General features: G+C 71.9%; 14 protein-coding genes and 2 pseudogenes. 9 read left to right on the forward strand and 7 right to left on the reverse strand.

The features are described from left to right. Together ACFVHI_RS20865 and ACFVHI_RS20870 are read right to left on the reverse strand one after the other, a co-directional pair. A pseudogene (locus ACFVHI_RS20865) lies at positions 1-660 on the reverse strand (transposase); the annotation flags it as partial. Between the two features lie 36 nt (positions 661-696). Then, complete coding sequence (locus ACFVHI_RS20870) at positions 697-1,989, reverse strand: cytochrome P450 (RefSeq protein ID WP_380341449.1); 1,293 nt, start codon at positions 1,987-1,989, stop codon at positions 697-699. A 460-nt stretch (positions 1,990-2,449) separates the two neighbouring features. Between ACFVHI_RS20870 and ACFVHI_RS20875 the strand changes: the two genes are divergently transcribed. Continuing rightward, positions 2,450-3,487, forward strand: coding sequence for a hypothetical protein (locus ACFVHI_RS20875; protein ID WP_380341452.1), 1,038 nt, complete (start codon positions 2,450-2,452; stop codon positions 3,485-3,487). A gap of 359 nt (positions 3,488-3,846) precedes the next feature. Further along, on the forward strand, positions 3,847-4,419 hold the full coding sequence (locus tag ACFVHI_RS20880) for a hypothetical protein (RefSeq protein WP_063352208.1): 573 nt from the start codon (positions 3,847-3,849) through the stop codon (positions 4,417-4,419). Positions 4,420-4,477: 58 nt separating this feature from the next. Here ACFVHI_RS20880 and ACFVHI_RS20885 read toward each other — a convergent pair whose 3' ends face one another. Then, entirely contained in the window at positions 4,478-5,479 is a 1,002-nt protein-coding gene (locus tag ACFVHI_RS20885; RefSeq protein ID WP_380341455.1) for a LacI family DNA-binding transcriptional regulator, read from the reverse strand. 179 nt (positions 5,480-5,658) lie between these two features. Here ACFVHI_RS20885 and ACFVHI_RS20890 point away from each other — a divergent pair, with 179 nt between their 5' ends. Then, positions 5,659-6,600, forward strand: coding sequence for a nitrilase-related carbon-nitrogen hydrolase (locus ACFVHI_RS20890; protein ID WP_380341458.1), 942 nt, complete (start codon positions 5,659-5,661; stop codon positions 6,598-6,600). A gap of 75 nt (positions 6,601-6,675) precedes the next feature. Here ACFVHI_RS20890 and asnB read toward each other — a convergent pair whose 3' ends face one another. Further along, positions 6,676-8,535, reverse strand: a complete 1,860-nt coding sequence (gene asnB, locus ACFVHI_RS20895; RefSeq protein ID WP_380341461.1) for an asparagine synthase (glutamine-hydrolyzing) — start codon at positions 8,533-8,535, stop codon at positions 6,676-6,678. A gap of 291 nt (positions 8,536-8,826) precedes the next feature. After that, the gene (locus ACFVHI_RS20900) at positions 8,827-10,230 is read right to left on the reverse strand and encodes a short-chain fatty acyl-CoA regulator family protein (RefSeq protein WP_380341464.1); all 1,404 of its coding nucleotides are present in this window, start codon (positions 10,228-10,230) and stop codon (positions 8,827-8,829) included. 347 nt (positions 10,231-10,577) lie between these two features. On the opposite strand from ACFVHI_RS20900, the gene aceA reads away from it, so the two are divergent. The 6 genes from aceA (at position 10,578) to ACFVHI_RS20930 (ending at position 18,335) form a co-directional block, all read left to right on the forward strand. Continuing rightward, a complete protein-coding gene (gene aceA / locus ACFVHI_RS20905; protein WP_063352213.1) occupies positions 10,578-11,873 on the forward strand; it encodes an isocitrate lyase in 1,296 nt (431 codons plus the stop codon). Positions 11,874-11,983: 110 nt separating this feature from the next. Beyond that, positions 11,984-13,594, forward strand: coding sequence for a malate synthase A (gene aceB / locus ACFVHI_RS20910; RefSeq protein ID WP_380341467.1), 1,611 nt, complete (start codon positions 11,984-11,986; stop codon positions 13,592-13,594). Positions 13,595-13,619: 25 nt separating this feature from the next. Then, the gene (locus tag ACFVHI_RS20915; protein ID WP_063352214.1) at positions 13,620-14,486 is read left to right on the forward strand and encodes a 3-hydroxybutyryl-CoA dehydrogenase; all 867 of its coding nucleotides are present in this window, start codon (positions 13,620-13,622) and stop codon (positions 14,484-14,486) included. Positions 14,487-14,731: 245 nt separating this feature from the next. Further along, complete coding sequence (locus ACFVHI_RS20920; protein ID WP_380341470.1) at positions 14,732-16,261, forward strand: MmgE/PrpD family protein; 1,530 nt, start codon at positions 14,732-14,734, stop codon at positions 16,259-16,261. Beyond that, positions 16,261-17,166 (forward strand): methylisocitrate lyase, encoded by a 906-nt coding sequence (gene prpB / locus ACFVHI_RS20925; RefSeq protein WP_380341473.1) that lies wholly within the window; start codon positions 16,261-16,263, stop codon positions 17,164-17,166. The genes ACFVHI_RS20920 and prpB overlap by 1 nt, the downstream gene beginning before the upstream one ends. 20 nt (positions 17,167-17,186) lie before the next feature. Then, complete coding sequence (locus ACFVHI_RS20930; protein WP_380341476.1) at positions 17,187-18,335, forward strand: bifunctional 2-methylcitrate synthase/citrate synthase; 1,149 nt, start codon at positions 17,187-17,189, stop codon at positions 18,333-18,335. Here the strand turns inward: ACFVHI_RS20930 and ACFVHI_RS20935 are convergent. Further along, positions 18,281-18,595, reverse strand: a pseudogene (locus ACFVHI_RS20935) (short-chain fatty acyl-CoA regulator family protein); the annotation flags it as partial. The gene ACFVHI_RS20930 and the pseudogene ACFVHI_RS20935 sit on opposite strands and share 55 nt — an antisense overlap. Before the next feature lie 9 nt (positions 18,596-18,604). Then, on the reverse strand, positions 18,605-19,843 hold the full coding sequence (locus tag ACFVHI_RS20940; RefSeq protein WP_380341479.1) for an RNA-guided endonuclease InsQ/TnpB family protein: 1,239 nt from the start codon (positions 19,841-19,843) through the stop codon (positions 18,605-18,607). Between the last annotated feature and the right edge of the window lie 3 nt (positions 19,844-19,846).

Consider the following 19,846-nt stretch of genomic DNA (forward strand, 5'->3'; position numbering starts at 1 on the left):
CCACGAGGTCGGCGCGGGCCTGGGCGTCGTTCCAGGCGATGCGGGGCTTGCCCGGGTCGGCGTAGTCGTGTGCGGTGCAGTGGCGGGTGGCGACCGCGTCGGCGCCGGGGACCTCGCGGATCACCGCACGCACGGCGGCGATCAGCTGGGTCACGGTGTCCTGGGTGGCGACCGCGTCGTCCAGCACGGTCGAATCCAGCGCCCGGCGGTGCTTGCCCTTGAGGGCCCCGGTCGCCTTCACCACCTCCCGCACGGCCTCGAACACGCGGTTCGGTTGGGCGGAGCGGGCCAGGCGGCGGCGGAAGTAGGCCAGGAGTGAGGAATCGAACGCGGTGTCGTGCAGGCCGAGTCCGCACGCTGCCTTCCACCGCAGGTCGCAGCGCAGTTCCTGGACCGTCTCGAAGTCCGATAGCCCGTGCAGGGCCTGAAGAGTGATCGCGGCTGCCAGGATCTGGGGCGGCATGCTCGGGCGGCCGTTCGCCGACGGGTACATGTCCGTGAACATCACCGCAGGAAACAGCCGGCCGCGATGCTCGGCCAGGAACGCGAACACACTCCCTGCCGGAATCAGGTCCCGGCAGGTCTCCCAGACATCCGGCCCGACAGTCTCTCCGGACCATTCCCCCATCGCCACAACACGAGTCTGGCCCCGCCGCTCACGCGGCGGGGCCAGAACCCAACATCTTCATCAGCCTTCTAGACCAGCGGCGTGTGGCTCGGGGGTTGGAGGCGTACGGGGAGGGTCTTCAGGTGCCAGTTGAGCGGGTTGGTGCCGCGTTGCAGGTGCTCCGGGTCGACGGCGAGTTGCAGGTCGGGTACCCGGTTGAACAGGGCGGCCAGGGCGACGGCGGTCTCCTCCTGGGCGAGGTGCGCGCCCAGGCAGCGGTGTGCGCCGTGCCCGAAGCCGAGGTGGGGCTCCTTGCTGTGGCGGGTGCGGCCGAGGTCGAGGCGGTCGGAGTCGGCGAAGGCGGCAGGGTCGCGGTTGGCCGCGGACACGATCGGGAGGACGGCTTCTCCGGCGCACACCGGGGTGGCGCCGACGGTGGTGTCGCGGGTGGCGTAGCGGGGCAGCGCGCGCACGACGGGTCCGCAGTAGCGCATGAGTTCGTCGACGGCGTGCGGCATGAGGGCGGGGTCCGCGCGCAGCAGGGCGAGCTGGTCGGGGTGGGCGAGGAGCGCTTCGGTGCTGTTGGCGATGAGGTTGACGGTGGTGATGTGCCCGGCGACGACCAGGTTGGTGATGAGTGAGACGAGCTCGTCGGTGCTCAGGCGGTCGTCGTGGTGGGGCGCGAGCAGTTCGGAGATGAGGTCGTCGCCGGGGTCGGCGGTGTGGAGGCCGATGAGGAGGTGGGCGTCGGCGACCATGCCGGCGAGCGCGTCGCCCAGTTCCTCCCCGCAGGTGCCGGCGGCCAGGGTGGCGCTGCGGCTCCGCCAGCGGTCGCGGTCGGCTTCGGGGACGGCGATGAGTTCGCAGATGACGGTGATGGGCAGCGGTCGGGCGAAGTGTTCGATCAGGTCGACGACGCCGTCCTCGGCGTGGTCCGGCAGGCGGTCGAGCAGGTCGGCGGCGATGGCTTCGATCCGGGGGCGCAGCGCGGCCACGCGGCGCGGGGAGAACGCGGCGGTGACCAGGCCGCGCAGACGGCGGTGGTCGGAGCCGTCCGAGTCGAAGATCCCGGCGCGCAGGTACTTCTCGTGGCCCGCGTACATGCCGCGGGCCTGCCAGGTCTGTTCGGTGCGGTGGGCCACCTTCGCGCCGGGTACGGTCGCGGCGTCGATGGTGAAGTCGGGATCGCTCATGATCGTGCGGATGTCGTCGTGGCGGGTGGCCACCCACATGGGATCGACGCCTGGTACGCGGCCCCGCACCAGGTGCTCGCGTTCGCGGATGTGCGCGTAGGAGGTGAACGGATCGCGGACCAGCTCCTGGTCGGCCAGGTCCAGTGGTTCGTCGCCGGTCTCGGTGGTGGCCTGGCCTTGCGTCGTCATGGTGAGGCGCTCCCTACGGGTGGTCGTTCCGTGACGGCATCATGGCGGCCGGACCGCGCCCCACCTGTCGTCGTCGGCACCAATCCACCCGAACGAACGTATTCGCCCTCGACCCCGGAGACGAGGACGGCCGTCCTCCGGGGCCGCCGCCGTCTCGCTATAGAACGATCAGGCCCTCTTCACCATTCCGAGCCATCTTGCGAGCCTCACCGAGTTTGGCCAGCAGCCCACGGTGGAAGTCCGACCATCAGATCCTGACCATCGGCCCGTTCGGAGCAATTCTCCGATCGCACTCGAATCATTCCGGTGGCGACCATGGTGGACGAGAGCGATAATAAGATAAGCGAGATGGGGTGGTGGCACGCCGTACCGCCCATCCCGCTGTCCAACCGGGCAAAGAGCCCGAGAAGGTGCGCCTCACCCCCCTGCGCAATAGCGCCGACCATTGGGGAGTAGTGCCATGTTCCACAACCACTCACCGCTTCGTCTCTCGGTCGTGGCCATCGCCACAATAACGCTCCTGTCGATTGGTAATTCTTCCAGTTTGGCGCATGTGGTCACTTACCGTGGCCCGATTCACGAACAGGTCACCCTTGCTGCCGTGAATTTTTCGCCGAAAACGGCGGAGCAGATCAAGAGGGCCGTGACGGCAAACGACTCGGGCTCCACGCATGACATGTCCGAGGCGCATTGCGACAATGCCGACTACCTGCCCTCCAAGTACTACGGGAACAAGGTCTACCCCCGAACCAGAAAACAGGCCACCGAAAATCTGCAGGCGTGCGCACAATTCGCGTTCACCCAGTTCAAAAATGCGGTGAAAGCCGCAGACGGCCTCGTCGACGGCAGCGGAAAGCCCTATCAGGACCAGGTTCGAACCAAGGAATGCAAGTATGACCTGGGGACCGGCGGACAGAAGAAGTGTGTCGTTCTGGAGGGGCTCGGCCGCTGGTGGCACGTGGTCGAGGACTTCTATGCGCACAGCAACTACGCCGACAAGGCAGCTCCCGGCCAATCTCTCGGATTCGACAACGTACCCGGCCTCGCCCTGAAGGCGCCAGCGCCGTTCTTCAATATGAAGGAATTCTACGCACACGGGAATGAGCTGGCCGATCTCGACCAGTTCGGCAAGATGGTGCCAGACGAACTGACCACCGGCTGCTTCCACAACGAGTCCGACGCGCAGCACAAACAGAAAGACAACAACGACTGCGTAAGGCATAGCGATCATCCGGGAGTGGCCCCGCGCGTCACCCATCAGGATGACTGCACCGATTCGTACTGTGGCAACGGCATAGGTCTTTCCAAGGACGACACGTGGAGGCGGCGCTCGATGGTGGAATTCGCGTCCGGAACAACGAACTATGATCAGGTTATCGGTCAAGTCACGGATGAAGTTCGCCAACAGTGGGGGTACTTCAAACAGGTTCTGGCCACCGAGTACGGATCCATGCGAGCGGATGCCATGATCAAAGCAATCACGAACGACTTCTCGTGAGGTCTGGTCTCTGCATGGCCCGCTGCTGATCGGTATCGTCGACCAGCAGCGGGCCGGCGCCTGACCGGGGATAGCCCAGCGGATACGGCACCGAGATGCGCCTCGCCCTGTGGTCGGAGTCGCGCTGCAGAGCCGACCCGGCCCTTTCTTGTTGACTTCCGAGGAGCGAGGACGGGTTTGGTTCCCATAGCCAGAAACGTAGATCCGTTTCAGGAATTTCTCCTACAAAGTCCCCGTAGCGCCGCCAGCCACCGAGTCGGCGCCTCCGGCACCACCAACTGGAACAGCTCCCACAACTCGTCCGGGACGAGGCGCTCCACGATCGTGACACCTGCAGCCTGCTCAGCCACCCAAATGAGATGTCCTCTAAGGTGGCGGTCGTGGAACGGGTGCTGATCGCGGGGATCTCAGGGGCCGGCAAGACGACGATGGCCGGGCGGCTGGCCGAGCGGCTCGGTCTGCCGCGGTACGAGCTGGACGCCCTGCACCACGGCCCGAACTGGACTCCGCGCCCGGAGTTCCGCTCCGACGTCGAGGCGTTCGCGAGCACCTCGCGCTGGGTCGTCGAGGACCAGTACACCCGGCTGCTCGGTGACCTGCTGACTGCTCGGGCCGACACCTACGTCTGGCTCGACCTGCCCCGGGCCACCGTCATGTACCGCGTCCTGCGCCGCTCGTTCGCCCGCGCGCTCAGCCGCCGCGAACTCTGGAACGGCAACCGCGAGCGCTTCCGCGACTGGCTCGACCCGGAACACCCGATCCGCTGGGCCTGGGCCAGGCACTCCGCCCACCGCCGGCGCACGCTGGACCGGCTCGCGGCCCACCCCGAGCTGACGCTGGTCCACCTGACTTCGGCGCGCGCGGCGCGCAGTTGGCTGCGGGCGGTAGGCGGCCCGGCACCGGCCCCTGTCAGGGCCCGGGCCCTGGAGTGAACTGCGCGGACGCCCGGTCGTCGTCCAGGGGCACGGCCGGTGTCCGTTCGGGTCGGTGTCAGCCGCGCCCGGCGGTGGATGAACGGACGTGGAGTTCCCACGCGTGGGTCCGTACCACGCCCGGGTCCGCCGCGCCCGACAGCAGGTCGCTGAGCAGGGCGGCGCATTCGCGGCCGTACTCCGCCGCGCGCAGGTCCACCGCCGTCACCTGCGGGCTCGACCCGCGTGCCGCGGCGCCGTCGACGCAGGCGGCCACCAGCACCTCGGATCCGGCCCGCAGGCCTGCCCGGGCCACGGCTGCGAGCACGCCGGGCACCGCGCCGTCGGGGGCGCAGACCACGGCGTCCAGGCCCGGGGTGCCGGCGAGCAGGTCCGTGGTGGCGGCCTCGGCCTCGGTCGGCGTGGCCGCGAACGGGACCGTCCGCACGGCGACCTCGACGCCGTGGCGCCCGGTCCAGTCGGCGGCGGCGGCCCGCAGGGCGGCCGCCCAGTCGGATCCCGGGCCGGGGGCCAGCAGCGCCGGGCGGCGTGCCCCGCGCTGCGCGAGGTGGTCCAGCAGGGCGGCGAGCGAGGTGGCGTTGTCGCACACCACCGACCCGCTGGGCGCGGCCCCGCCGCCGAGGTAGCGCTCCCCGGTGACCACGGGTACGCCGGCGGCCAGCAGGCCGGGCACGGCCGGGTCGTCGACCTCGGGATCGATGACCATCAGTCCGTCGACCCGGGCGGCCAGCCCGCCCTCCGCCGCCTTCCCGGGGGCCAGCAGCACCACGTCGAGGCCGTCCTCACGGGCCCGCTCGACGGCGCCGAACGCCAGCTTCATGTAGTAGTCGAGGCGGGTCGCCGTGCGCGGCAGGTACAGGCCCACCGCCCCGGTGCTGGAGCGGCGCAGGCTGCGCGCCGCCGAGTTCGGCCGGTAGCCGAGCTCTCGGGCCGCGGCCTGGACGCGTTCGCGCGTCGCCTCGGCCACCCGGCCGGATCCGAGGAGGGCATCGGAGGCGGTGCTCTTGGACACCCCGGCCGCCCGGGCCACGTCGAACAGGGTCACGGATCGGCTGGTCACAGCCCGGAAGTCTAGACGCAGTACCGGGAGCCACCCGTCGTCCGGGCGCCTGCGGTGCTGCTCGCACCCCCTTGCCGGAACGTTCCGGCACAGCTTAGGGTCACCCGTGCCGGAACGTTCCGGCACGGCTTCGGCCGCTGCTCCCGACACCATCACCCGAGACGACCCGAGGACCCGCCATGCGCCTGATCACCGCCCTGAACCCGCCCGCGTCCCCGGCCCGCACCCGCGCACCCCGGCGCGCCGCCCTGCGGGTCGCCCTCGTCCAGCAGCGCTGGCACGCGGACCCCGAGCAGCACCGGGCCGGCCTGCTGGAGGGGATCCGGCTCGCCGCCGAACAGGGCGCCACCCTCGTCGCCCTCCAGGAGCTCACGCTCTCCCCGTACTTCGCCGTGCTGCGCCAGGCCGACCACCCGCAGGCCGTCGAGCCCGAGGACCTGCGCACCGGCCCGACCTTCACGTTCGCCGCGGCCGCCGCCCGCGAGCACGGCCTCCACGTGCACGCCTCGCTCTTCGAGAAGGCCGACGGGCCGGACGGCCCCGACGGCCTCGGCTACAACACCGCGATCCTCGTCGCCCCCGACGGCACCCTGGTGCAGCGCACCCGCAAGCTGCACATCCCCGTGACCGAGGGCTACTACGAGGACACCTGGTTCCGTCAGGGCCCGGCCGGCGAGGACGCCTTCCCCCTCGCCGAGGTGGGCGACGCCGCCATCGGCCTGCCGACCTGCTGGGACCAGTGGTTCCCCGAGCTCGCCCGCGCCTACTCCCTCGCCGGCGCCGACGTCCTCGTCTACCCGACCGCCATCGGCTCCGAGCCGGGCCACCCCGGCTTCGACACCCAGCCGCTGTGGCAGCAGGTCATCACCGGCAACGCCATCGCCAACGCCACCTTCATGGTCGTCCCCAACCGCATCGGCACCGAAGGCGAACTCACCTTCTACGGCAGCTCGTTCATCGTCGACCCGTACGGCCGCGTACTCGCCCGGGCACCGCGCGACGAGGCCGCCGTCCTAGTCGCCGACCTCGACCTCGACCAGCGCCACGACTGGCTCGAACTCTTCCCCTTCAACGCCACCCGCCGCCCCGACGCCTACGCGCCCCTGACCGCCCAGCGCTGACGCCACCCGGCCTCCCCGGCCCGGCTCCGGCCGGGAGACGGGGAGGCCCGGCGGCGAGTCGGCGAGGTGGTGAGGTCAGAGGGCCAGGGCGGGGCGGTGGTGGTCGAGCCACAGCGCGAGGTCGACGACCCGCTCCAGGCGGAGCCGGTGGCCCCACGGCAACTGCTCGGCAGGGGTGTCGAGGGCGGCCCCGACGACCGTCTCGTCGGCGATGTCCCGTACGTGCGGTGCGTCCAGCGCCTCGCGGGCCAGCCGCTGCAGGCCTGCGTTGTAGTCGGGGTGGTGGGTGGCCGGGTAGTGGTTCTTCGGCCGCCACAGCACCGAGTCGGGCGCGATGCCCCGGCCGAGGTCGCGCAGCAGGCTCTTCTCCCGGCCGTCGTGGTTCTTCATCGCCCAGGGAGTGTTGAAGGCGTACTCGACGAGGCGGTGGTCGCAGTAGGGCACCCGCACCTCCAGGCCCTGGGCCATGGAGAGGCGGTCCTTGCGGTGCAGGAGTTGGCGCAGCCAGCGGGTGAGCGAGAGGTGCTGCATCTCGCGCAGGCGGTGTTCGGCGGCGCTCTCGGAGTCGAGGCGGGGGACGGCGGCCACGGCGGTGCGGTAGGTGTCGGCGCGGAACTCGGGGATGCGCAGCTGGGCGGCGAGGTCGGGGTGCAGGGGCATGGCGGCCTGGTCCCCGGTGACCAGGAGCCAGGGGAAGGCGCGAGCGGCGAGCGCCTTCGGGTTGTGGAACCACGGGTAGCCTCCGAAGACCTCGTCGGCGGCCTCGCCGGAGAGGGCGACGGTGGAGTGCTTGCGGATCTCCCCGAACAGCAGGTAGAGCGAGGTGTCCATGTCGCCGACGCCGATCGGCGAGTCCCGGGCGACGACCACGGCGCGCCGGTTGTCCGGGTCGAGCAGGGCACGGGGGTCGAGGACGACGGTGGAGTGCTCGGTGCCGATGAACGCGCCGGCCTCGGCGGCGAACGGGGTGTCGTGGCCGGTGCGCAGCACGTCGCCGGTGAACCGTTCGGCCTGGTCGCTGTAGTCGACGGCGTAGGAGCGCAGCGTGGCCTGCGGCCCTTCGCGGAGCCGGAGTTCGTCGGCGATCAGGGCGGTGACGACGGTGGAGTCGAGGCCGCCCGAGAGCAGGCTGCACAGCGGGACGTCGGCCTCCAGCTGGGTACGGGCGGCGCGGTCGACCAGGCCGCCGATCAGCTCGGTGGTGGTCTGCGGGTCGTCGGTGTGCGGGCGGGCGGTCAGCTCCCAGTAGCGCCGTTCGCGGATGCCGTCGCGGTCGAGGACGAGCAGGCTGCCGGGGTGCACCTCGCGGACACCGGCCCAGACGGTGGGGCCGGTGTTGAACAGCAGGCTGTAGGCCTCGCGCAGGCCGTCGGCGTCCACGGTGGGGGTCACCTCGCGGTGGGCGAACAGGGCCTTGGGTTCGGAGCCGAAGACGAGGCCGCCGTCGGTTTCGGCCCAGAACAGCGGCTTGACCCCGAGCCGGTCGCGGACCAGCAGCAGGCGCTGCTCGCGGTCGTCCCAGACGGCGAAGGCGTACATGCCCTCCAGGTGGTCGACCAGGGCGTCTCCCCACTCCTGGTAGGCGCGCAGGACCACCTCGGTGTCGCTCCGGGTCTCGAACCGGTGGCCCTTGGCGGCGAGTTCGGATCTCAGCCGGTGGTGGTTGTAGACCTCGCCGCTGTAGGTGAGCACCACCTGCGGGTGTTCGGGGCGGTCGGGCATGGGCTGGGTGCCGCCCTCGATGTCGATGACGGCGAGGCGGCGGTGGCCGAGCGCGGCGTGGCGGCCGAGCCAGACCCCGCCGGCGTCGGGTCCGCGCAGGGCCATGGTGTCGGTCATGGCCTGGATGACGGAGGCGGCGCCGTGGCCGGTGTCCTGGTGGAAGGACTGGCCGATGTCCTGGTGGAAGGACACCCAGCCGGTGATCCCGCACATGCTCGCGCTCCTGGGGTGAAGGGGTGTGCTCTGCCGGACGCTGTCGGCGACGGCGTCCGGCACAGAAGTCGGACCGGACGTCGGGGAAGTTCCGAGCACCTGCATGATTCCCGGAGCGGGTCGGGCGGTGCCCGCGCGAAGCCCGCCGAGCGCGAACCGCCGGGCGTCGGGCTCGGACGGACGGACGTCGGGCTCGAACCGCCGGGCGTCGGGCTCGGACGGACGGACGTCGGGCTCGAACCGCCGGGCGTCGGGCTCGGACGGAGGTGCCGGTACGCCGGGTGGCGGCCTTCAGTTCCGGGGGTCGGGCAGCGCGGGGTACGGGATGAAGGTGCTGGTGTGCTCGTCGAGCGCGAGCGGCCGGCCGATGGCGGGTGCGGCGCGCTGGGGGCACGCCGGGCGTTCGCACACCTTGCAGCCGAGCCCGATCGGGGTGGCGGCCGTCTCGTCGCCGAGGTCCAGTCCCGCCGAGTACACGAGCCTTGTGGCGTGGCGGAGTTCGCAGCCGAGGCCGATGGCGAAGGTCTTGCCGGGGCGGCCCCAGCCGCCGGGTGAGCGGGTGACGGCGCGGGCGGTCCAGAGGTAGCGCCGGCCGTCGGGCATGGCGGCGACCTGGACGTGGACCCGGCCGGGGGCGGCGAAGGATTCGTAGACGTTCCACAGCGGGCAGGTGCCGCCGGTGCGGGAGAAGTGGAAGTCGGTCGCGGACTGGCGCTTGGAGACGTTGCCGGCCCGGTCGACCCGGACGAAGGAGAACGGTACGCCGCGCAGCCGGGGCCGTTGGAGGGTGCTGAGCCGGTGGCAGACCGTCTCGTAGCCGACGCCGAAGTGGTCGGCGAGGTGCTCGATGTCGTAGCGCGCCGATTCGGCCTCGGCGTGGAAGGCGGCGTACGGCAGCACGAGGGCGGCGGCGAAGTAGTTGGCCAGGCCGATCCGGGTGAGCGACCAGGCGGTGGAGCCTTCCGGGCTGTCCTGGGCCGCGAGTTCGGACAGCAGCGGATCGTGTTCCAGGTAGGCGAGTTGGGTGGCCATCCGGAAGGCCTGCTGGCCCGGGCGCAGCCGGTCCGACAGGCTCAGGACCTTACTGCGCGGGTCGTACCGGTGCAGGTGCTCGCCTCCGGCGACGGTCCGTACGCCGTGGCCGGAGGCGAGCCGGTCGGCCAGCACCGCCCTGACCTCGCCGCGCCGCAGGCCGATGACTGCGGCCAACTCCTCGGCTGCGGTGTCGAGTTCGTGGAGGTAGTTCTGGCGGCGGTAGAAGAACTCGCGGACCTGTTCGTGCGGGGTGAGGGTGTCGGGCGCCGGGCCGCGGTCCCCCACGAGGACGGCGAGCTGTTCGGCGACCGCCCGTCGGCTGCGACCGAGGTCCATGAGCAGCCGCGCCACGGCGGGCAGGCGGGCGGCCACCTCGTCGAGGTCCCCGGCGGTGACCCGCCCGGCCGCGAGCTCCTCGCCGAGCGCGTCGCGCAGTTCGGCGGTGAGCCGGGCGCTGTCGGGCGGGGCGAAGTACCCGGCCTCGACGCCGAAGGCCTCGGTGAGGCGCAGCAGGACGGGCACGGTGAGCGGGCGGGCGTCGTGCTCCAGCTGGTTGAGGTAGCTGGGTGAGAGGTCGATCAGCCGGGCGAGGGCGGCCTGGCTGAGTCCGCGTTCCTCGCGCAGGCGGCGCAGCCGGGCGCCGGCGAAGGCCTTTCCCATCGTGTCGCTCTCCCCTCACCGGGCGTCGGCCGATCCGGTGCGGGAAGCCTAGCCGCACCGCGAGGCGCCAAGTCGTCGCAACCTTCGCAGATTTGCCGAGGAACGTTCGCAGAAGTTGGCAGTGGTCCATCGGTGACGGCGGCCTCGCGGGGTGCCAGAGTCGGTGGTGCGGCCGGGAGGTGCGCAGGACAGCGGCGAAACACCAGGTCGGTCGCGGCCGGGCAGGCTGTCCGGGCGTCCACGTCCTGCGGTGTTCCGCCGCCGCCCGGCACCGCCCGGCCGCCCACTCGCCCTTGCGGTGAGACACCTCACAACCTTCGCAACGAGCACCCCTGGGGAGCAGACCCATGACTCAGTCGGTCCGGCAGCAGCAGGAGCAGCAGGCGGCGGCGCTGGCCGCGCGGTGGGCGTCCGACCCGCGGTGGGCGGGCATCGAGCGCACGTACTCGGCGGCCGAGGTCGTGCGGCTGTCCGGCACCGTCCGCGAGGAGCACACGCTGGCCCGCCGGGGCGCCGAGCGCCTGTGGCGGCAGTTGCACGAGCAGGACTACGTGCACGCCCTCGGCGCGCTGACGGGCGGCCAGGCCGTGCAGATGGTGAGGGCCGGGCTGCAGGCGATCTACCTGTCCGGGTGGCAGGTCGCGGCCGACGCCAACCAGGCCGGGCAGACCTACCCGGACCAGAGCCTCTACCCGGCCAACTCCGTTCCCCAGGTGGTGCGTCGGATCAACAACGCGCTGCTGCGCGCCGACGAGATCGACGCGGCGGAAGGGACGGACGGCGGGCCGGACTGGCTGGTGCCGATCGTCGCCGACGCGGAGGCCGGGTTCGGCGGTCCGCTGAACGCCTTCGAGCTCACCAAGGGCATGATCGCGGCCGGCGCGGCGGGCATCCACTACGAGGACCAGCTCGCCTCCGAGAAGAAGTGCGGGCACCTGGGCGGCAAGGTGCTCGTCCCCACCGCCCAGCACGTCCGCACCCTCAACTCCGCCCGCCTGGCCGCCGACCTCGCGGATGTGCCGACCCTGATCGTGGCCCGCACGGACGCGCTCGCCGCCAACCTGCTGACCAGCGACGTCGACGAGCGCGACGCCCGGTTCTGCACCGGCGAGCGCACCGCCGAGGGCTTCTACCGGGTCGAGCCGGGCATGGCCCCGGTGATCTCGCGCGGCCTCGCGTTCGCCCCGTACGCGGACCTGATCTGGGTGGAGACCGGCACCCCCGACCTCGCCCAGGCCCGCGAGTTCGCCGAGGCGCTCAAGGCCGAGTACCCGGACAAGATGCTCGCCTACAACTGCTCGCCGTCCTTCAACTGGAAGGCGGCCCTGGACGACGACCAGATCGCAAAGTTCCAGCGGGAGTTGGGCGCGATGGGCTACCGCTTCCAGTTCATCACGCTGGCCGGCTTCCACGCGCTGAACCACTCGATGTTCCAGCTCGCCCGCGGCTACGCCGAGCACGGGATGACGGCCTACGTCGACCTCCAGGAGGCCGAGTTCGCGGCCGTGCCGCAGGGCTACACCGCGGTGAAGCACCAGCGCGAGGTCGGCACCGGGTACTTCGACCTGGTCTCCACCGCGCTCAACCCGAACGCCGAGACGCTCGCCCTGACCGGCTCCACCGAGGCCGAGCAGTTCCACTGAGCCATCCCCGGCGGCCTCTTCGAGGAGAGACCGCCTTTCACCCCGCCGCCCGGGGCCTCGTTGAGGGACGATGCCCCGGGCGCCCTCCCGCCCGCCACCTGGAGAACCGGATGAGCCAGCCCAGCCGCATCGACGTCCTCGGCGAACACGAGGACCGCTTCGACGAGATCCTCACCCCTGACGCCCTGGACTTCCTGGCACGCCTGCACGGGGCCTTCGCCTGCCGCCGCGCCGAACTCCTCGCCGAGCGCCGCCGCCGCAGTGCGCTCCTCGCCGCAGGCGCCACCCTGGACTTCCTGCCCGAGACCCGCGCCGTCCGCGAGGACACCACCTGGCGGGTGGCTGGCGCCGGCCCCGGCCTGGCGGACCGCCGGGTGGAGATCACCGGCCCGCCCGAGCGCCGGATGGCCGTCAACGCGCTCAACTCCGGCGCGAAGGTGTGGCTGGCGGACTTCGAGGACGCCACCTCCCCCACCTGGCACAACCTGCTCACCGGCCAGCTGAACCTGCTCGACGCCATCGAACGCCGGATCGACGACACCACCCCGGAGGGCAAGCGGTACCGGATCGGCGACACGCCCGCCACCATCGTCGTGCGCCCGCGCGGCTGGCACCTCGACGAGCAGCACCTGCTGATCGACGGCCGCCCGGCGATCGGCGCCCTCGTCGACTTCGGCCTCCACCTCTTCCACTGCGGCCGGCGGCAGATCGAGCGCGGCAGCGGCCCGTACTTCTACCTGCCCAAGCTGGAGAACCACCTCGAAGCCCGGCTGTGGAACGACGTCTTCACCTTCGCCCAGCACGAGTTGGGCATCCCGCACGGAACGATCCGCGCCACCGTGCTGATCGAGACCATCACCGCCGCGTTCGAGATGGACGAGATCCTGTACGAGCTGCGCGAGCACGCGGCCGGCCTCAACGCCGGGCGCTGGGACTACCTGTTCAGCCTGATCAAGAACTTCGCCACGCACGGCCCCCGCTACGTCCTGCCGGACCGCGCCACCCTCACCATGACCCAGCCCTTCCTGCGCGCCTACACCGACCTGCTGGTGCGCACCTGCCACCGCCGCGGCGCCCACGCCATCGGCGGCATGGCCGCCGCCGTCCCGCAGCGCGACCCCGCCGCCAACGAGGCGGCCCTGACCAAGGTCCGCGCCGACAAGGAGCGCGAGGCCGGCGACGGCTTCGACGGCTCCTGGGTCGCCCACCCCGGCCTCGTCGCCACCTGCCGGGCGGCCTTCGACACCGTCCTCGACGGCCGCCCGCACCAGCTCGACCGCACCCGCGAGGACGTCGAGGTCACCGCCGCCGACCTGCTCGGCGTGCACAGGCTGTCCGTCGGCCTGCCGACCGAACAGGGCCTGCGCTCCAACGTCGCCGTCGCCCTGCGCTACCTGACGGCCTGGCTCGGCGGCTCCGGGGCCGTCGCCGTCTTCGGCCTGATGGAGGACGTCGCCACCGCCGAGATCGCCCGCTGCCAGATCTGGCAGTGGCAGCACCACTGCTCCCGGCTGACCGGCGGCTCGCTCGCCACCCCCGACCTCGTACGGCGGCTGATCGACCGCGAGCGCGCCGCCCTGCTCGCCGAGGGCGCCGACCCGGCGCTGGTGGACGACGCCGTACGGATCCTGGAGGAGACCGCTCTCGGCGCCGACCTGCCCGCCTTCCTCACCACCGAGGCCTACGCCCGCCACCTCGTGCGGATCCGCACCGCGGCCTGAGCCGCCCGACCACGGAGGCAACACCATGAACGACATTCGCCGCGTCGCGGTCGTCGGCGCCGGGCAGATGGGCTCCGGCATCGCCGAGGTCTTCGCCCGCGCCGGCCTGGACACCGTCGTCTGCGAGGCCGGCCGAGGCGCCCTGCGCGCCGCCCGGGCCCGGATCGACCGCTCGCTGCACCGCGCCGTCGACCGTGGCCGGATCAACGAGCAGCAGCGCACGGACGCCTGGGCCCACCTGCTGTTCGCCGACGACCTGGAAGCGCTCGCCGACCGCCAGCTCGTCGTCGAGGCCGTCGTCGAGGACGAACGGGTCAAGACCGAGGTGCTCGGCACCCTGGACAAGGTGCTCGTCGCCGACGATGCCGTCCTGGCCACCAACACCTCCGCCATCCCGGTCACCCGACTCGGCATCACCACCGACCGCGCCTCCCACGTCCTCGGCCTGCACTTCTTCAACCCCGCCCCCGTCATGCCGCTCGTCGAACTGGTCGCCTCGCTGCACACCGCCCCGACCGTCCTCGACCGGGTGGAGGCCTTCACCCGGGACACCCTCGGCAAACACGTCATCCGCTCCCGCGACCGGGCCGGCTTCGTCGTCAACGCCCTGCTGGTGCCCTACCTGCTCTCCGCCGTCCGGATGGCCGAGGCCGGCCACGCCAGCCCCGAGGACATCGACGCCGGCATGGTCCACGGCTGCGCCCACCCCATGGGCCCGCTCCAACTCGCCGACCTCATCGGCCTGGACACCGTGCAGGCCATCGCCGAGTCCATGTACGACGAGTACAAGGAGCCGCTCTACGCGCCGCCGCCCCTGCTCTCCCGCATGGTCGAGGCGGGCCTGCTCGGCCGCAAGAGCGGACGCGGGTTCCACGCACACCCCTCGACCTGACGGCCCCTCGGCGCCCGCTACGCCCAGCGCCCCGGAGAACGCGCCACCCGCGCGCTCTCCGGGGCGCTGCGCTGTCCCGGGCCGCTGCGGGGAACCGGTTCCCCCCAGCGACGTTCGCAGGTTTCGCAGGTTCACAGGAATCCGCCGTACGGATTCCACCGATTGGCATGCTGGATCATCGGCCGTCCGACGCGCAGGCTCGATCATGCAAGCCCGAGAGCCGTCGAACGCCCCCGAGGAGTCCCGTGATCGAGCACCACGTCCGCGTCCACCCCAGTGCCGACCGGCTGCCGCGTGAGGAGCAGCTCGCCTGGAAGCTCGCCGCCGTCGCCACCGGCACTGGCACCGGCACCGGCACCGGCACCGAGGAGCTGGACCCGGCCAGCGTGAACATGGCCGTCAACCGGGTGATCGACAACGCGGCGGTGGCCGTCGCGTCGCTGTTGCGTCGGCCCGTGGCGGTGGCCCGCGCCCAGGCGCTCGCCCACCGCGGCGCGCCGGGCGCCCGGGTGTTCGGCAGCCCGACCCGGGTCTCGCCGGAGTGGGCGGCCTGGGCCAACGGCACGGCGGTGCGCGAACTGGACTTCCACGACACGTACCTCGCCGCCGACTACTCCCACCCCGGCGACAACATCCCGCCGCTGCTGGCCGTCGCCCAGCACACCGGCCGCAGCGGGGCCGACCTGCTGCGCGGCATCGTCGCCGCCTACGAGGTCCACGTCGCGCTGGTGCGGGGCATCTGCCTGCACGCCCACCGGATCGACCACGTCGCGCACCTGAGCGCGGCCACCGCCTGCGGGCTCGGCGCGCTGCTGCGGCTGCCGACCGCGACCGTGTACCAGGCGGTGCAGCAGGCCGTGCACACCACGACGGCCACCCGGCAGTCCCGCAAGGGCGAGATCTCCAGCTGGAAGGCCTTCGCCCCCGCCTTCGCCGGCAAGGCCGCGATCGAGGCCGTGGACCGGGCGATGCGCGGCGAGGCCTCCCCGTCCCCCGTCTACGAGGGCGAGGACGGCTTCCTCGCCTGGCTGCTCGACGGCCCGCAGTCCGACTACACCGTGCTGCTGCCCGGGCCCGGCGAGCCGCGGCGGGCGATCCTGGACACCTACACCAAGGAGCACTCCGCCGAGTACCAGGCCCAGGCGATCATCGACCTGGCCCGGCGGCTGCGCGAGAAGGCCGGCCCGCTGGAGAAGGTGCGCTCGGTCGTCCTGCACACCAGCCACCACACCCACCACGTCATCGGCTCCGGCTCGGGCGACCCGCAGAAGTACGACCCGACCGCGAGCCGGGAGACCCTCGACCACTCCATCCCGTACATCCTCGCCGTCGCGCTGGAGGACGGCGCCTGGCACCACGAGCGCTCCTACGCCCCCGAACGGGCCCAACGCCCGGAGACCGTGACGCTCTGGCAGAAGATCACCACGGTCGAGGACCCGGAGTGGACCGCCCGCTACCACGACCCCGACCCGGCCCGGCGGGCCTTCGGCGGGCGCGTGGTGATCACCCTGGACGACGGCACCATGATCCAGGACGAACTGGGCGTGGCGGACGCCCACCCCGCCGGCACGCGCCCCTTCGACCGCCCCGCGTACGAGCGGAAGTTCCGCACCCTGGCCGAGGGCGTCGTCTCCCCCGCCGACCAGGACCGCTTCCTGTCAGCCGCCGCCGATCTCGCCGAGCTGAAGGCCGCGGACCTGGACGACCTGTTCCCGGCCGTCGACACCGAGGCCGTGCGCGCGTTCGACGCACTCCTCCCGAAGGGCCTGTTCTGATGCTGCACACCCGCACCACCCCCGCCCAGCGCCGCCGCGCCCTGCGCGAACGCCTCGCCACCGGGCGGCTGTTGACGATGCCCGGCGCGCTCAACCCGCTCTCCGCCCGGCTCATCCAGGACCTCGGCTACGAGGCCGCCTACCTCTCCGGCGCCGTCCTCGCCGCCGACCTGGGCCTGCCCGACATCGGCCTGACCACCGCCACCGAGGTCGCCACCCGCGCCCAGCAGACCGCCCGGGCCACCGACCTGCCCGTCCTGATCGACGCCGACACCGGCTTCGGCGAACCCATGAACGCCGCCCGCACCGTCCAGCTGATGGAGGACGCCGGCCTCGCCGGCCTGCACCTGGAGGACCAGGTCAACCCCAAGCGCTGCGGCCACCTCGACGGCAAGGCGGTCGTCCCCCGCGAGGACATGACCCGCCGCCTGCGCGCCGCCGTCGACGCCCGGCGCGACCCCGACTTCCTGCTGATGGCCCGCACCGACGCCCGCTCCGTCGAAGGCCTGCGCGCCGCGATCGACCGGGCCAAGGCCTACGTCGACGCCGGAGCCGACGCGATCTTCCCCGAAGCCCTCGCCGACGAGGCCGAGTTCGAGGCCTTCCGCAAGGCCGTCGACGTCCCGCTGCTCGCCAACATGACCGAGTTCGGCAAGTCCCCGCTGCTCGACGCCCGCACCCTCCAGGACCTCGGGTACGAGATCGCGCTCTACCCCGTCACCCTGCTGCGCCTGGCCATGGGCGCGGTCGAGGACGGCCTGCGCACCCTCGCCGCCGAGGGCACCCAGGAGTCGCTGCTGCCGCGCATGCAGACCCGCTCCCGGCTGTACGAACTCCTCGGCTACGAGCAGTACGCGGCCTTCGACACCTCCGTCTTCGACTTCACCCTCCCACCCGGCGCCTGACCCCGCATCGGAGACCAGCCATGCCCACCACCGCACCCGGGATCCACCGCGGCCTCGCCGGGGTCGTCGTCGACACCACCGGGATCTCCACCGTCATCCAGGAGACCAACTCCCTCACCTACCGCGGCTACCCCGTCCAGGACCTCGCCGCCCAGCGCTCCTTCGAGGAGGTCGCGTACCTGCTGCGGCACGGCGAACTGCCCGACCCCGGACAGCTGCGGGAGTTCCGGGCCCGCGAGGCCGCCCTGCGCCCGCTCGACCGCACCACCGCCGAACTGCTCGCCAAACTGCCCGAGACCTGCCACCCGATGGACGTGCTGCGCACCGCCGTGAGCTTCTTCGGCGCCGAGGACCCCACCGAGGACGACGGCCGCCCCGCGCCCAACCTCGTCAAGTCCCTCACCCTGCTGGCGAAACTGCCCACCGTCGTCGCCGCCGACCAGCGCCGCCGCCGGGGCCTGGCGCCCATCCCGCCGGACCCCGGGCTCGGCTGTGCGGAGAACTTCTTCCACATGTGCTTCGGCGCGGTGCCCGCCCCCGAGGTGGTCCGCTGCTTCGAGATCTCCCTCGTGCTGTACGCCGAGCACAGCTTCAACGCCTCCACCTTCACCGCGCGCGTCGTCACCTCCACCCTCTCCGACCTCTACAGCGCCGTCACCGCCGCGATCGGCGCACTCAAGGGCCCCCTGCACGGCGGCGCCAACGAGGCCGTGATGCACATGCTGGAGGAGATCGGCGACCCCGCCCGGGCCGCGCAGTGGCTCGACGAGGCACTCGCCGCCAAGCGGAAGATCATGGGCTTCGGCCACCGCGTCTACCGGCACGGCGACTCCCGCGTCCCGATCATGCAGGCCGCCCTGGACGACCTGGTGGCCCGCAGCGCCGACCCCGGGACGGCCCGACTGGCCGCCCTGCACGCCGCACTGCGCGAGGCGATGCTGGAACGCAAGGGCATCCACCCCAACCTCGACTACCCCGCCGGCCTCGCCTACCACCTGATGGGCTTCGACACCCCCGTCTTCACACCCCTCTTCGTGCTGAGCCGCATCACCGGCTGGACCGCCCACATCACCGAACAACTCGCCCACAACTCCCTGATCCGCCCGCTCGCCCGCTACGACGGCCCCGGCCAGCGCCCGGTGCCGGGGCTGTCACCGAGCACGGCGTAGGGAACGCGGCTGCGGCGGTCCGGCTCGACCGCCAGGCGCCCGCCCGCCGGCGGGCGGGCGCGCTGGGCGCAGTCGCGGCGCTCACAGATCCGGCAGCCCAGCCCGATCGGGGCGGCCGCTCCCGCAGCGTCGAGCGCGACGCCCTCGGCGTAGACGAGGCGGTGCGCGTGGCGCAGCTCGCAGCCGAGCGCGACGGCGAACTCGCTGCGCGGCGCGCGGTGGCCGAAACCGCCGTGGGAGACGGTGCGGGCGATCCAGAATTGACATCCTCAACCGGCCTGAAGGCCGGTGATTCCCTCCACGCTACGCGTGGAACACGCGGCGTCCGGGTGGGTTCCTGCTTCACCGCGCGGTGCCGGGACGAGTCCCGGTCTTATCTGCGCTCCACAGGCTGAGACCGCAAGTCCTGCGGCCTTGGCTATGTTCCGGGCGGCGTTCACGTCCCTGTCGTGGACGGTCCCGCAGTCCCCGCATGTCCACTCACGGACGTGCAGGAGCTTGGGGCCGTCCTTGATCCCGCAGTGCGAGCAGACCTGAGAGGTCGGCTCGAACCGTCCGATGCGGATGAACTCGCGCCCCGCCCGGCCGGCCTTGTATCCCAGCATGTTCAGGAACGCGGACCATCCGGCGTCGTGCACCGACTTGGCGAGGCGCGTACGCGCGAGTCCCTTGACCGACAGTGTCTCGACCGCGAGCGCTTGGTTCTCGCGCACGAGGGAAGTCGAGAGCTGGTGGTGGAACTCGCGCCGGGCGTCAGCCACGCGGGCATGTGCCCGTGCGACCTTGACCCGCTGCTTGTCGCGGTTGTTGCTGCCCTCGGCCTTGCGGGACAGGGCCTGCTGCGCGCGCTTGAGTTTCCTCTCGGCACGGCGCAGGAACTTCGGTGATTCGATCTTCCGGCCGTCGGACAGGACCGCGAAGTGCGTCAGCCCGAGGTCGACACCCACCGCCTGGCCTGTCTCCGGCAGCAGGTCGGGGCCGGTCTCCACGACGAAGCTCGCGAAGTACCTTCCGGCGGCGTCCTTGATCACGGTCACGGTGGACGGGGTGGACGGCAGCACACGGGACCAGCGGACCGGCACGGGGCCGATCTTCGGCAGGTTCAGCCTGCCGCCCGGTGTGATCGACCATCGGGCGTTCGCGGTGAACCGCACCGCCTGCCGGTTGTCCTTGCGGGACTTGAACCGGGGCGGTCTGATCTTCGGACCCTTGCGGGTGCCCTTGAGGGAGGCGAAGAAGTTTCCGTACGCGGTCTCCAGATCCCGCAGGGACTGTTGCAGCACCACGGCGGACACCTCGCCCAACCAGGCGCGTTCCGGGGTCTTCTTCGCCTCCGTCAGCCGCTTGGACAGCTCGGCGGCCTTCGGAAACGGCAGCCCGGCAGCTCGCGCGTCCTCACGTTCCCGAAGGGCATCGTTGAAGACGACGCGGGCACACCCGAACGCCTGGGCCAGAGAGGAACGCTGACCAACCGTCGGGTACAGGCGGAAGCTGTACCGAAGCTGCACAAT

Origin of the sequence: Kitasatospora sp. NPDC127121, assembly GCF_042677305.1 — a bacterium.
Classification (GTDB): Bacteria; Actinomycetota; Actinomycetes; order Streptomycetales; family Streptomycetaceae; genus Kitasatospora.